Origin of the sequence: Herbaspirillum sp. ST 5-3 (assembly GCF_004804275.1) — a bacterium.
GTDB lineage: Bacteria > Pseudomonadota > Gammaproteobacteria > Burkholderiales > Burkholderiaceae_D > Noviherbaspirillum.
In genome coordinates this window covers 164,624-177,725 of the sequence record NZ_STGI01000001.1, presented here as the reverse complement: position 1 = coordinate 177,725, position 13,102 = coordinate 164,624, and the positions used below count along the sequence as shown (strand labels likewise).

The following is a 13,102-nucleotide window of genomic DNA, read 5'->3' as shown; positions in this document are numbered from 1 at the left end:
CTAGCCTATCTCGACCCACTCCACGCGGTTGCGTCCGCGTTGCTTGGCCTGGTATAGAGCGGAGTCGGCGCGTGCAATCAGATCGGTGATCTTTTCACCGCGGCGATATTGCGCTACGCCGATCGACAGCGAAATATGTTTTCGCTCCAGGATTTTTTGGAGGTCCAGGAAGTGCGCGTAGACGCGCAGGCGCTCGGCGTGCATTACCGCACCCTTGAGATCGGTGTCGGGCAGGATCTGCATGAATTCGTCGCCGCCGTAACGGCCCAGCATATCGGTGTCGCGAATGCTGTCGCGGGCCACTCTGGCGAACTCTTTCAGGATGGTGTCGCCTGTCAGGTGGCCGTTGTTGTCGTTGATCTCCTTGAAACGATCGATGTCGATGAGGCAGATGCAGAAAGGAACGGACAAGGTATCGGCCTGCAGCTTCGCCTGCTCGAGCTCGGCTTGAATCTGCCGACGATTGTAGAGGCCGGTCAGTTCATCCCGGACGGACTTTTCTTCGTAGTGTTCCAGCTGATAGCGCGTCGCCCTCAGAAGCTGTCGCAAGTTCTGGATCTGTTTGCCGACCAGGATCATTCCCGGCAAGGTCAGGACCAGTACGAACCATTGCACCAAATCGGCGCGAAATCCATAGCTATAACCTTCCCCATGGCCGCGGATAAAGATAATGCCGAGATAGGCACTCAGGCAGCCGATCGCCAGCAGGATGAGCGATACGGTCGACAAGCGGAAAATTCCGAACGAGAAGGCGATCAGGATGAACGGCACCAGCGCGATTTGTGTAGCGCGTTCCAGGTAGGCCACGACCAGCATGATGAGCAGCGAGGCGACCAATTGTGGCAGCGTCAGGCTGGGTTCATCGAAGTGCCTGTTAAGGCCGAGCCGGAACAAGCCATAGAACAGGATGACAACGCACAGCACCACGGCCGCTACATTGACGAAGGTCGCGCCGCTGATGAAGCCTTGCCGGTAAAAGATGAACAGGCTCAGCGCGTACAGCAGCGATATCAGGCTGATGGGAGAGATCTGAGGTACGCGCACGGGTTGCATATTCTTGCGGCGATTGACGGACTCTGACCGCATAGCCTCGCGTGCGTCATCCATTAACATACGATTAGCGCTCAAAGTAGTGCCAAGTAAATGCCTGCACGGCAGGAAGCAAGAGGGAGTTTTTCTCAGGACTGCCCCGGCGGGGAGCGCCGATGTCTTCTTCGGCGGATTTTGCCGCATGCCTTCTTGTTGCCGCATCGAAGCCATGACGCGGCATCCTTGCAGCTGGCCTGCAGCTCCTTCCAACGCAATCCACTGACACTCCCCGCCGGGAGAGGCTCGAACTGTGAGCCGACCCGTCATTTATCCTACGAATACCGGGAGTCGAATTTGCGCGGTGACAAACAGCTTGTAAAAAATGCTGATGCGATAGAGATCGCCGCAGCGATTCTCAAAAATGGCACAGCGTGCGACTCAAAACGGTGCAGGCTCTATTGTCGTTTATGTAATTGCGCGCTTCGGTTCAGAGAATTTTGTGCTGCAGCAGATACTGATGAATGATCGACAGACGGCTTTGCGCATCCTTGAGTTCGAGCAGCTTCTGGCGCGCTTTCAGGGGAATGGGGAGGATCTCGCACCAGCGGTTGGCGACCCAGCTCGCGCTATCGAGCTGAATCGGCTGCGAAAACGGGCTGATGAAGCTTTCGCCATGTTCAGTCCGGCCCTTGGTATTGACGTCGTCGATCACGATCTTCAGGGTCTTGGCGCAGGCCACATGGATGTCGCTGACAGGGATGTCGTCGTCAGCCGGGATCATCTCGACGCGCGCCTCGAGTCGCTGGTCGGGCAGCACCCGGGTGTCGGCAATGCGGAAGCGCTTGCCGCCGCGGATGCGCAGCGTCATCACGCCGAGCTTCTCCATGTCCCAGTCCGACATATGCGCCAGGCACCCGACGGCTTCCGGCTCCGCCGCGGCGCCGACTTCCTGGCCGGACTTGATCAGCACAACGCCGAATGGCGTATTGCGCCGCATGCACTCGCGCACCATGTCCATGTAGCGTGTCTCGAAAACCTTCAGCGGCAGTATCCCATCCGGGAAAAGCACTGTCTTCAGGGGAAATAGCGGGAGCCAGGAGTCGTCAGCTTGCATGGTCGGCGTAGGCGGTGCGTTCAGGAGAGTTCGCGATGGCGCAGCAGGACACGTTCGGTGGCGCCAAAGTGTTTCGCGAGTTGCTCGACCATGTAGACCGACCGGTGTTGTCCGCCGGTGCAGCCGATTGCTACGGTCAGGTAGCTGCGGTTGTCATTCTTGAATGCCGGCAGCCATTTTTCAATGAAGGTGCGTATATCGATAAAGAGTTCCGCGACATGTGCCTGCGCATTCAGGAATGCGACTACCGGTTCATCGCGTCCGGTAAAGGGCCGCAAAGTGGTGTCGTAGTACGGGTTGGGCAGCACGCGTACATCGAATACAAGGTCCGCATCCAGCGGTACGCCGAACTTGAACGCGAAGGATTCGAACAGCAGCGTCAGCGGCGTGCGCTCGGTTTCCACCAGGTCCTTGATCCAGCCGCGCAGCTTGTTGGCAGACAGGCCTGAGGTATCGATGACGTGGCCGATGCCTTCGATCGGGGAGAGCATCTCGCGCTCGCGCAGGATGCACTCGGTCAAGGTTGGCTGGTCGCCGGCGTCCTGGCTCGCGCGAACCCGATGCGACAAGGGATGGCTGCGCCGGGTTTCGGAAAAGCGTGCGATCAGCGATTCGGTCTTCGCCGTCAGGAACAGCACCTTGACGTCGTGCCCCTCGTCCTTGAGCAACTGGATATCGGCGGGAAGCCCCGCCAGTGAGTCCGCACTACGCGCATCCATTGCGACCGCCAATGTGTCGGCCCCTTCTTCCTGGCGCGTGGCGACCAGTTGGCGCAGCAGTTTGGGCGGCAGATTGTCGACGCAGAAGTAACCGGCGTCTTCGAGTGCATTCAGCCCGACCGATTTGCCGGACCCGGATATGCCTGTGATGAGGATAATGCGCATAGGCGGTAATCATACCGCATGGGAAGCGAAGTGACAGCCGAGGTGAACGGGATGAAGCGCCGTCCGAACTACTCGTTGCCCATGGCTTTTTGCTGACGCTCCATGAATTCCTTGAGCGTGTCGATTCCGCGCAATTGCAGAATGGTATTGCGCACCGCAGCTTCCAGCAGCACGGCGAGGTTGCGCCCGGCTTCGACGGGAATCACGACCTTGCGGATCGCCAGGCCAAGCACTTCTTCGGTCTGGGAATGCAAGGGCAGGCGTTCGTAATTTTCTTCCAGCGTACTGCGGCGCACCAGATGGACGATCAGCTTCAGGCGCATTTTGCGACGTACTGCGGTTTCGCCAAAGATGGTCTTGATGTCCAGCAGGCCGAGGCCGCGCACTTCGAGCAGGTTCTGCAGCAGGGGCGGGCAGCGACCCTCGATCATGTTGGGTGCGATGCGTGCGAACTCGACAGCGTCGTCGGCAACCAGACCGTGGTTACGCGAGATCAGCTCCAAGCCCAGTTCGCTCTTGCCCAGCCCTGATTCGCCGGTGATCAATACGCCGACTCCCAGCACATCCATGAACACGCCGTGCATCGTCACGCGTTGCGCCAGTTCCTTGGACAGGTACACGCGCAGGTAGTCGATCACTTGCGCGGCGGGCAGCGGGGTGGAGAACAGCGGGATATTCTTTTCGTCGCAGACTTCAAGGATGTAAGGCGGCGTTTCCAGCCCTTGCGCGATGATGAAGGCCGGCGGCTCGCCGATCACCAGTTCTTCGGTCTGGTATTTGCGCGAGGCGGGCGAGAGCTTGTTGTAATACAGAATTTCCTGATGGCCGAAGACCTGGATCCGGCCCGGATGGATCAGGTTCAGGTGGCCAACCTGATCGGCGGCAGAGGTGGCATCGCCCGAGATGCGCCGTTCGCCGCCCGGAAAACCGGCAAACCATCCTAATTGCAGTGCTTCACGCGTGTCGTCGTAGAGCTGCTGAATTGACAAGTGGGTAGTGGCAGGCATGGCGTCAGGACGTCAGGTCAGGCGTGTATGCTCGGCTGCCAGGCAGTCAGGCGGGCATGAACGGAAATCGCATCGGGATCCGTGGCCAGCTGGTTGCGGAACGCCTCGTCTGAAAACATTTCGGCGATTTCGGACAGGATTTCAAGGTGCTGCTGCGTCACATGGTCCGGAATCAGCAGGAATACCAGCAGCTTCACCGGATGTCCGTCGGGCGACTCGAAGGGGATCGGCTCCTTCAAACGAACAAACGCCGCGAGCGGCGCTTTCAAACCCTTGATCCGACCGTGCGGTACCGCCACACCATGTCCCAGTCCGGTCGAGCCGAGACGTTCGCGTGCGAACAGGTTATCCGACACTACCGAGCGGGCAATGCCGCAGTTGTTTTCAAAAATCAGTCCGGCCTGCTCGAAAGCGCGCTTCTTGCTCGAGACTTCAAGATCGAGCACGACATTGTTGGCCGACAGGATTCTGGCAAGGTTGGTCATGTTACGAAATGGCATGGTGCGATGCACAAATTGGGCAATCGAGTCGCATTATAGGCTTGTTTACCGAATGTGGAATGAGAAAGCATATGGCGGGTTCGGGAAACGATGTTGATTGTAAGCAGGGAACCGACAGGAAAGATTTAATAATGGCTTAGTGTGATGCAAGTGCCAATGAACTCCCAAATCGTGAAGCGCGTGCCAGTATGCCTCGGACTGCATACCGGATAAAAGGTTTCTCATGGGAATCGACTTTTACGCCGCGAACATGACAATATCCTGACAAAATCAAATAAATAACGCCAGTCCGATAGTGTCGTCTACTGCCGCGCGTTGCGCAGATTGGATGGGCGCTGGCCGGTCGTGAAATTGCTCCGCCACGGATTGATGTCCAGGCCACCGCGCCGGGTATACCTTGCGTAGACCGCGAGTTTCTGCGGACGGCATTGGCGCAGGATGTCCATGAATATGCGCTCCACGCATTGTTCATGAAATTCATTATGATTTCGGAAACCGATCAGATACTGCAACAGACCTTCCTGATCAATTTGCGCACCGACGTAGCGGATTTGCACGCTGCCCCAGTCCGGTTGTCCGGTGACCAGGCAGTTCGATTTCAGGAGATGCGACACCAGCGTTTCCTCGACCATCGCCTCCGCATGATTCGCCTTCAACAGCGCCGGATTGGGCGTGTACTCGGTGACTTCGATATCGAGGCGATCGAGCAGCAGTCCTTCAAGTTCGCCCATTTGCAGCGTCGCAAACGCATCCGGCATGGTCAGCTTGACCTGAACCGGTGCGCCGAATTCATTCATCAAGTCGGTACGCAGCAATTCCATCAGGGCGTCCGGTGACGCCAGCTTCGTTTGATTGAAGGAATTGAGGTAGAGCTTGAAGGATTTCGACTCGATGATATTGGGTGAGTCCGCAGGCACGGTGAAGGTCGCGATGGCGACTTGCGGTTTCCCGCGCAGGTTCAGCCATGACAATTCATACGCATTCCAGATATCGACACCGAAAAATGGCAGGGTGCCGGCAATGCCGATCTCTTCGCGCTTCTGCTGGCGCGAAATCGGAAACAGCAATGAGGGCGCGTATTCGGCCTGATAACTGGTCGGTTTGCCGAGCGGTGAAGCTTCCGGCACGTTGGAGTCGGACATGAGCGGGAATGACGATGACTGCTGTTTCGGGCGCGCCTGGAGGCGTCGCCCACATGATTTTGACCGCAGGCGAATTGAACGGTTCGCCTGCGTCCGTTCTTACAAGAAAAGCTTGTACGCCGGGTTTTCGGTCTCGTCCCAATTGCGATAGCCAAGTGTCGAGAGGAACGCGCGGAAATCCTTCATCTCCTTCTTCGGCACCTGCAGCCCCACCAGGATGCGGCCCACGTCGCCGCCCTGATTGCGGTAATGGAACAAGCTGATATTCCAGTTCGGCGCCATGCTGTCGAGGAAGCGCATCAGCGCGCCCGGGCGCTCCGGGAATTCGAAGCGGTACAGCAACTCGTCCTGCGCTAGTCCGCTCTTGCCGCCGACCAGATGGCGAATGTGCAGTTTGGCCAATTCGTCATGCGTGAGGTCGAGGGTCTTGAAGCCGTGTTTCTCGAAGTTCTTTGTGATCTTGCCGGACTCGTCGCGGTTTGGAATCTGGATGCCGACGAACACATGGGCGACCTTTTCATCGCTGATGCGATAGTTGAATTCGGTCACGTTGCGCGGTCCGACAAGCTGGCAGAATCGTTTGAAGCTGCCGCGTTCTTCCGGAATCGTCACGGCAAAAACGGCTTCGCGCGATTCGCCGACCTCTGCCATCTCGGCAACGAAGCGCAGGCGGTCGAAGTTCATGTTGGCGCCGCTGGTCACCGTGACGAGGGTTTCGTTTGTGATCGGCTTCTTGTCCGCCTTCGCGCGTTCGATATAGGCCTTGGCGCCGGCCACCGCGAGCGCGCCTGCCGGTTCCAGTATGCTGCGTGTATCCTGGAAAACGTCCTTGATCGCGGCGCAGACCTCATCGGTATCGACCAGGATCACCTCGTCCACATATTGTTTCGCAAGGCGGAAGGTTTCCTCGCCAACCAGCTTGACCGCCGTGCCGTCGGAAAACAGGCCGACATCATTCAGGGTCACGCGCCGGCCCGCCTTCAGGCTGCGTGCCATGGCATCCGAATCGGTGGTTTGCACGCCGATCACCTTGATATCCGGACGCACGGCCTTGATGTAAGCACCAACGCCGGCGATCAAGCCGCCGCCGCCGATCGCGCAGAAGACGGCGTGAATCGGTTCCGAACGCTGCCGCAGGATTTCCATGCCTACCGTGCCCTGGCCGGCGATGACGTCCGGATCGTCGAAGGGATGGACGAAGGTGAGCTTGTGCTTCTTTTCCAGCGTCAGCGCATGGTTATAGGCATCGGAATAGGAATCGCCGAACAGCACCGCCTCGCCGCCGCGCGCCTTGACAGCTTCAATCTTGACCGGGGGCGTCGTCGTCGGCATCACGATCATGGCGCGGCAACCCAGCTTCGACGCTGACAGGGCAACGCCTTGCGCGTGGTTGCCCGCCGAGGCGCAGATCACGCCGCGCTTCAGTTGCGCAGGAGTCAGGTGTGCCATCTTGTTGTAGGCGCCGCGCAGCTTGAAGCTGAACACGCTCTGGATGTCTTCGCGCTTGAGATAAATCTGGTTGCCCATGCGTTCCGAAAGAGTGGGCGCAAGTTCCAGCGGTGTTTCAACGGCGACGTCATAGACGCGGGCGGTCAGGATTTTCTGTAGATAGTTGGTAGTCATAGCTTCGGATCGTCGGCGTGCGTTCCCCAATGCGGCACGCAAGCCGACCATTATAATGGACGGCCCTGACATTGCCGCCATGTCACACCCTGTCCATGACGCCGCACGCGGTGCGGCCATCCTTGTCCAATGATCGAATCCGCTATTCGCTGGCTGCTGAATATTCTGGCAATACCCGACGTCGGCCTGACGTCGCTTTTCTTTATCAGCACGCTGTCGGCGACCTTGCTGCCGCTCGGGTCGGAGCCGGCCGTGTTCGCCGTGGTGAAAGCCAATGGCGCCTTGTTCTGGCCGGCGATGGCGGTCGCCACTGCTGGAAACACGCTGGGTGGCGTGATTGACTACTGGATGGGTTACGGCGCCAAGCAGGCATTCGCCAAGGAACGCGAAAGCCGCTGGTTCGGCTGGCTGCAGCGCTATGGTGCGAAAACCATGCTGCTTGCCTGGTTGCCCGGCATCGGGGATCCGATCTGTACGCTGGCCGGCTGGTTGAAGTTGTCGTTCTGGCCATGCGTGTTTTACATGGCCATCGGCAAGTTCCTGCGCTATCTCACGATGACCGCCATGCTCTTGTATGTCCCGAACGGGTTCTGGCGGCAGTTGGTGAGCTGGCTATAGGTCTGTTGTAATTTCAATACTGTTATTGCCCTGACCTGCGGCGATTTCGCGATGTTTCGGCAATTTGGCCGTAAGGACCATAAGGCTGTTCAGCCTGGTGCATTGCAATAAGCTAAAATGCGCCTTTAAGGGTTAGTCCGACTATTTTTGATGAACGCCCCAGCACAAATCCAAGCTTTGCTTTCCGACGCGCCCAGCGGTGCCGCTCCGACCCGCCTGCGCGAAATTCCCTACAACTACACCTCGTTTTCCGATCGCGAGATCGTGATCCGCCTGTTGGGCGAAGAATCGTGGCGCATCCTCGACGAGCTGCGCAGCGAGCGGCAGACCGGCCGTTCCGCGCGCATGCTGTACGAGGTTCTCGGCGACATCTGGGTGGTGCGGCGCAATCCGTATCTCCAGGACGACATGCTCGACAACCCGAAGCGTCGCCAGGCGCTGATCGACGCGCTCAATCATCGTCTGACCGAAGTCGAGAAGCGCCGCCTGACGACCGACCTGGCCGAAGCGGGCGATGCGCAGGCCAAACGCCGCAGCGCCAACGTCGAAATTCTGCTGAAGGCCGCACGCAAGGCAGTTGCCGATTTCGGTGAGGAATTCCGTCAAACCTGGGATCTGCGCAAGCGCGCCACCAAGGTGCTTGGCCGTTTTACTGCCAAGGACAACATCAAGTTCGACGGTCTGTCGCGTGTATCGCATGTTACCGACGCCACCGACTGGCGCGTCGAGTATCCGTTCGTTGTCCTGACGCCGGATACCGAAGACGAGATGGCCGGCCTGGTGAAAGCCTGCATCGAACTCGGCCTGACCATCATTCCGCGCGGAGGCGGTACCGGTTATACCGGCGGTGCCGTGCCGCTGACGCCACTGTCGGCAGTGATCAACACGGAAAAACTGGAACAGCTCGGCGCGGTCGAGATGACCATGCTGCCGGGCGTCGACAAGCCCTACGCGACGATTTATTCCGGCGCCGGCGTCGTTACCAAGCGAGTGTCGGATGCCGCGGAAAAAGCCGGCTTCGTCTTTGCGGTCGATCCGACTTCCGCGGAAGCTTCCTGTGTTGGCGGTAATGTCGCGATGAACGCGGGCGGCAAGAAGGCCGTTCTGTGGGGTACTGCGCTGGACAATCTCGCGAGCTGGCGCATGGTCGACCCGAACGGCGACTGGCTGGAGGTCACTCGCCTGGAGCACAATCTCGGCAAGATTCACGATGCGCCGGTAGCAAAGTTCAAGCTGGAGTGGACGCATCCGAGCGAAAAGGGCAAGAACGCCAAGCCGTTCAAGACCGAATTCCTCGAAATCGAAGGCCGCCGCTTCCGCAAGGAAGGCCTGGGCAAGGACGTCACCGACAAATTCCTCGCTGGCCTGCCGGGCGTGCAGAAGGAAGGCTGCGACGGCCTGATCACGTCCGCGCGCTGGATCCTGCACAAGATGCCGAAGTTTGCGCGCACCGTTTGCCTCGAATTCTTCGGCCAGGCGCGCGACGCGATTCCGTCCATCGTGGAGATCAAGGATTACCTCGACGCCGAAGCGAAGCAGGGCGGCGCGATCCTGGCCGGCCTGGAGCATCTCGACGAGCGCTATCTGCGTGCAGTCGGCTACTCCACCAAGTCCAAGCGCGGTGTACTGCCGAAAATGGCGCTGTTCGGTGACATCGTCGGCGACGATGAAGATGCTGTCGCGCGCGCCGCATCGGAAGTGATTCGCATGGCCAATACGCGTGTCGGCGAAGGTTTCGTCGCCGTCAGCCCAGAGACGCGCAAGAAATTCTGGCTGGACCGCGCGCGCACGGCGGCGATCGCGAAACATACCAATGCGTTCAAGATCAACGAAGACGTGGTGATTCCCCTGAACCGCATGGGCGAGTACACCGACGGCATCGAACGCATCAACATCGAGCTGTCGATCAAGAACAAGCTGCAGCTACTGGATGAATTGCGCGCCTTCTTCAAGGCCGGCCATCTGCCGCTCGGCAAGAGCGATGATGCGGATGCCAAGGATATTCCGCCCGAAGAACTGCTTGGCGATCGCGTTGCGCAAGCGCTGGATCTGATCGATGCAACACGCGCGCGCTGGACTTACCTCCTGATGCAGCTCGACAAGCCGCTGCACGATGCACGTGATGAGTTGGCCTCGCTGGAGGTATCGACAACCTGGCTTGATGAACGCCTGGCGCGCCAGGCCGACGCGAAAGTGTTCCATGTGGTGCAGGACCGTACGGTGCGCGTCTCGTGGAAGGCCGAGGTGCGCGCGCAACTGCGCCAGATCTTCAATGGCGGCGCGTTCAAGCTGATCCTCGACGAATGCAGCGCCATTCACAAGCGTGTGCTGCGCGGGCGCGTGTTCGTGGCCTTGCACATGCATGCGGGCGACGGCAATGTGCATACCAACATTCCGGTCAACTCCGACGACTACCAGATGCTGAAGGATGCGCATGCCGCGGTTGCGCGCATCATGGTGCTGGCGCGCTCGCTCGACGGCGTGATTTCCGGCGAACACGGCATTGGGATCACCAAGCTGGAGTTCCTGACGGAAGACGAAATCCAGGAATTCCGCGACTACAAGCTGCGCGTCGATCCTGAAGGCCGCTTCAACAAGGGCAAGCTGTTGAATCTGCCTGACATGCACGCGGATTTGCGCAATGCCTACACGCCGTCGTTCGGCCTGATGGGGCACGAGTCGTTGATCATGCAGCAGAGCGACATCGGCGCCATTGCCAACAGCGTCAAGGACTGCCTTCGCTGCGGCAAGTGCAAACCGGTTTGCGCCACGCACGTGCCGCGCGCCAACCTGCTTTATTCGCCGCGCAACAAAATTCTCGCGACATCGCTGCTCGTTGAAGCATTCCTGTACGAAGAGCAGACCCGTCGCGGCGTATCCATCAAGCACTGGGAAGAATTCGAGGACGTCGCCGACCACTGCACCGTCTGCCACAAGTGCGTGACGCCATGCCCGGTCGACATCGATTTCGGCGATGTGTCGATGAACATGCGCAACCTCCTGCGCAAGATGGACAAGAAGTCGTTCAATCCCGGCACCGCCGCTGCGATGTTCTTCCTCAATGCCACCGACCCGGCGACGATCAATGCCACGCGCGCTGCAATGACGGGCATCGGTTACAAGGCGCAGCGGTTCGCGAACGACCTGCTGAAGAAGTTTGCCCGCAAGCAGACCAAGGCGCCGCCGGCAACGCATGGCAAGCCGCCGGTCAAGGAACAGGTGATTCACTTCATCAACAAGAAGATGCCTGGCAACCTGCCGAAGAAGACCGCGCGTGCGCTGCTCGACATCGAAGACGACAAGGTCGTGCCGATCATCCGCGATCCGAAGAAGACCACGGCCGACACCGAAGCCGTGTTCTATTTCCCGGGTTGCGGTTCCGAGCGGCTGTTCTCGCAAGTCGGCCTGGCCACGCAGGCGATGCTGTGGCATGTCGGCGTGCAGACTGTGCTGCCGCCGGGCTACTTGTGCTGCGGCTACCCGCAGCGCGGGAACGGCCAGTACGACAAGGCGGAAAAGATGGTGACGGACAATCGCGTGCTGTTCCATCGCATGGCCAACACGCTGAACTACCTCGACATCAAGACGGTCGTAGTGTCATGCGGCACCTGCTACGACCAGTTGCAGAGCTATGAATTCGAGAAAATTTTCCCGGGTTGCCGAATCATCGACATCCATGAATATTTGCTCGAGAAAGGCGTGAAACTGGAAGGCGTGACCGGCACGCGCTACATGTACCACGAACCCTGCCACAATCCGATGAAGCAGCAGGACTCGCTGAAAACGGTGAACGCGCTGATCACGACCGCTGACGGCCAGAAAGTGGAAAAGAATGAGCGTTGCTGCGGCGAGTCCGGCACGCTGGGCGTCAGCCGTCCGGACATTTCGACGCAGGTTCGCTTCCGCAAGGAAGAGGAAATGCGCAAAGGCGCGGACAAGCTGCGTGCCGACGGATTCAGCGGCGATGTGAAGATCCTGACTTCCTGCCCGTCCTGCCTGCAAGGCTTGTTGCGTTATAACGAAGATGCCGACACCACCGCCGATTACATCGTGATCGAAATGGCCAAGTATCTGCTCGGCGAAAACTGGATGCCCGACTATGTCGCACTTGCCAACAACGGCGGCATTGAACGCGTGCTGGTCTGAGGTAAAACGTGAAAAATACGCCCTGCGAATTGTGCATCCAGCCCGGTGGCGATGTCGTCTACCGGGATGACAACTACCGGATAGTGATCGTCGATGACGAACGCTATCCCGGTTTTTGTCGCGTGATCTGGAATGCGCACACCAGGGAGATGACTGATCTCTCCACTGCGGAGCGCGCCATCCTGATTGCCGCCGTGTGGCAGGTCGAGGAAGCTGTGCGTGAAGTCATGCAACCGCACAAGATCAACGTCGCCAGTCTCGGCAATGTCGTGCCGCACCTGCATTGGCATATCATTCCACGCTACGAAGACGATGCCCATTTCCCCAATCCGATCTGGGGCGAAGTCAAGCGCACGCCCGATTCGACCGATCTGGCCAAGCGCAGGGCCTTGGTGCCGAGGTTGCGCGAGGCGATACTCGATCGCTTTGATAACTCCCTTCTTTGATATACCGGTTTCCACTGGAAAAAAGAATCACTGAGACCTGCACATTTATGGCTGATACAAAGACCGCCGGAACGACGCCGACCGCCATCACCGTCCACAAGCAATCGCGCGCGCTGGAACTCGCGTTCGAGTCGGGCGAGGTATATTCCCTGCCTTTCGAATTCCTGCGCGTGAATTCACCCTCCGCCGAAGTGCGCGGACATGGCGCAGGACAGGAGGTCTTGCAGACCGGCAAGCGCGACGTGCTCATGACGGCCATCGATCCGGTTGGCAATTACGCGGTGCAATTGCATTTTTCGGATGGCCATAACACCGGTATCTATACCTGGGATTACCTGCATTGGCTCGGCGCCAACCAGGCGCAGCTGTGGGAAGACTATCTGAAGCGCCTGGAAGCGGCGGGATTCACCCGCGAGACCGGACGCGATGCGCCGATGCAGTCGGCCCAGAGCGCGGGCGGCAGTTGCGGGCACAAGCACTGATTCTTTGAATTTGACACCAAGCAAAATATTCAGCCCCGCGCGAACTGCCGGATGGAACGCTTGGCAATACCGTCTGTCTGCACTTGTATAATGCGGGCTGGATTAACAGGC

At 58.9% G+C, this 13,102-nt stretch carries 11 protein-coding genes; 4 read left to right on the top strand and 7 right to left on the bottom strand.

The features are described from left to right. From E6W33_RS00835 to ilvA, 7 genes are all read right to left on the bottom strand, one after another. A complete protein-coding gene (locus E6W33_RS00835) occupies positions 1-1,053 on the bottom strand; it encodes a GGDEF domain-containing protein (RefSeq protein ID WP_247869497.1) in 1,053 nt (350 codons plus the stop codon). A 463-nt stretch (positions 1,054-1,516) separates the two neighbouring features. Then, positions 1,517-2,143 carry an LON peptidase substrate-binding domain-containing protein gene (locus E6W33_RS00830; RefSeq protein ID WP_136413274.1) on the bottom strand — a complete coding sequence of 209 codons (627 nt, stop codon included), beginning with the start codon at positions 2,141-2,143 and terminating at the stop codon, positions 1,517-1,519. 20 nt (positions 2,144-2,163) lie between these two features. Continuing rightward, positions 2,164-3,027 carry an RNase adapter RapZ gene (gene rapZ / locus E6W33_RS00825; protein ID WP_136413272.1) on the bottom strand — a complete coding sequence of 288 codons (864 nt, stop codon included), beginning with the start codon at positions 3,025-3,027 and terminating at the stop codon, positions 2,164-2,166. Between the two features lie 68 nt (positions 3,028-3,095). After that, the gene (gene hprK / locus E6W33_RS00820; RefSeq protein ID WP_136413270.1) at positions 3,096-4,034 is read right to left on the bottom strand and encodes an HPr(Ser) kinase/phosphatase; all 939 of its coding nucleotides are present in this window, start codon (positions 4,032-4,034) and stop codon (positions 3,096-3,098) included. 17 nt (positions 4,035-4,051) lie between these two features. Next, positions 4,052-4,519 carry a PTS sugar transporter subunit IIA gene (locus E6W33_RS00815; protein WP_136414325.1) on the bottom strand — a complete coding sequence of 156 codons (468 nt, stop codon included), beginning with the start codon at positions 4,517-4,519 and terminating at the stop codon, positions 4,052-4,054. A 317-nt stretch (positions 4,520-4,836) separates the two neighbouring features. Then, positions 4,837-5,676: an NADPH-dependent 7-cyano-7-deazaguanine reductase QueF gene (queF, locus tag E6W33_RS00810; protein WP_136413268.1), complete on the bottom strand. Its 840-nt coding sequence runs from the start codon at positions 5,674-5,676 to the stop codon at positions 4,837-4,839. A 99-nt stretch (positions 5,677-5,775) separates the two neighbouring features. Continuing rightward, a complete protein-coding gene (ilvA, locus tag E6W33_RS00805; RefSeq protein WP_282183676.1) occupies positions 5,776-7,350 on the bottom strand; it encodes a threonine ammonia-lyase, biosynthetic in 1,575 nt (524 codons plus the stop codon). Between the two features lie 78 nt (positions 7,351-7,428). Between ilvA and E6W33_RS00800 the strand changes: the two genes are divergently transcribed. The 4 genes from E6W33_RS00800 (at position 7,429) to E6W33_RS00785 (ending at position 12,991) form a co-directional block, all read left to right on the top strand. Then, entirely contained in the window at positions 7,429-7,917 is a 489-nt protein-coding gene (locus E6W33_RS00800; RefSeq protein ID WP_136413266.1) for a YqaA family protein, read from the top strand. A gap of 150 nt (positions 7,918-8,067) precedes the next feature. Next, positions 8,068-12,063: an FAD/FMN-binding oxidoreductase gene (locus E6W33_RS00795; protein ID WP_136413265.1), complete on the top strand. Its 3,996-nt coding sequence runs from the start codon at positions 8,068-8,070 to the stop codon at positions 12,061-12,063. Positions 12,064-12,071: 8 nt separating this feature from the next. Continuing rightward, positions 12,072-12,509 (top strand): HIT family protein, encoded by a 438-nt coding sequence (locus E6W33_RS00790; RefSeq protein WP_136413264.1) that lies wholly within the window; start codon positions 12,072-12,074, stop codon positions 12,507-12,509. Between the two features lie 47 nt (positions 12,510-12,556). Then, positions 12,557-12,991 (top strand): DUF971 domain-containing protein, encoded by a 435-nt coding sequence (locus E6W33_RS00785; protein ID WP_136413263.1) that lies wholly within the window; start codon positions 12,557-12,559, stop codon positions 12,989-12,991. Positions 12,992-13,102 lie beyond the last annotated feature (111 nt).

Coding starts and splice junctions, on each gene's coding strand:
- rapZ (WP_136413272.1), bottom strand. CDS start 3,027: ATGCGCATTATCCTCATCACAGGCATATCCGGGTCCGGCAAATCGGTC.
- E6W33_RS00795 (WP_136413265.1), top strand. CDS start 8,068: ATGAACGCCCCAGCACAAATCCAAGCTTTGCTTTCCGACGCGCCCAGC.
- ilvA (WP_282183676.1), bottom strand. CDS start 7,350: ATGGTCGGCTTGCGTGCCGCATTGGGGAACGCACGCCGACGATCCGAA.
- E6W33_RS00785 (WP_136413263.1), top strand. CDS start 12,557: ATGGCTGATACAAAGACCGCCGGAACGACGCCGACCGCCATCACCGTC.
- E6W33_RS00835 (WP_247869497.1), bottom strand. CDS start 1,053: ATGCAACCCGTGCGCGTACCTCAGATCTCTCCCATCAGCCTGATATCG.
- E6W33_RS00830 (WP_136413274.1), bottom strand. CDS start 2,143: ATGCAAGCTGACGACTCCTGGCTCCCGCTATTTCCCCTGAAGACAGTG.
- E6W33_RS00815 (WP_136414325.1), bottom strand. CDS start 4,519: ATGACCAACCTTGCCAGAATCCTGTCGGCCAACAATGTCGTGCTCGAT.
- hprK (WP_136413270.1), bottom strand. CDS start 4,034: ATGCCTGCCACTACCCACTTGTCAATTCAGCAGCTCTACGACGACACG.
- E6W33_RS00800 (WP_136413266.1), top strand. CDS start 7,429: ATGATCGAATCCGCTATTCGCTGGCTGCTGAATATTCTGGCAATACCC.
- queF (WP_136413268.1), bottom strand. CDS start 5,676: ATGTCCGACTCCAACGTGCCGGAAGCTTCACCGCTCGGCAAACCGACC.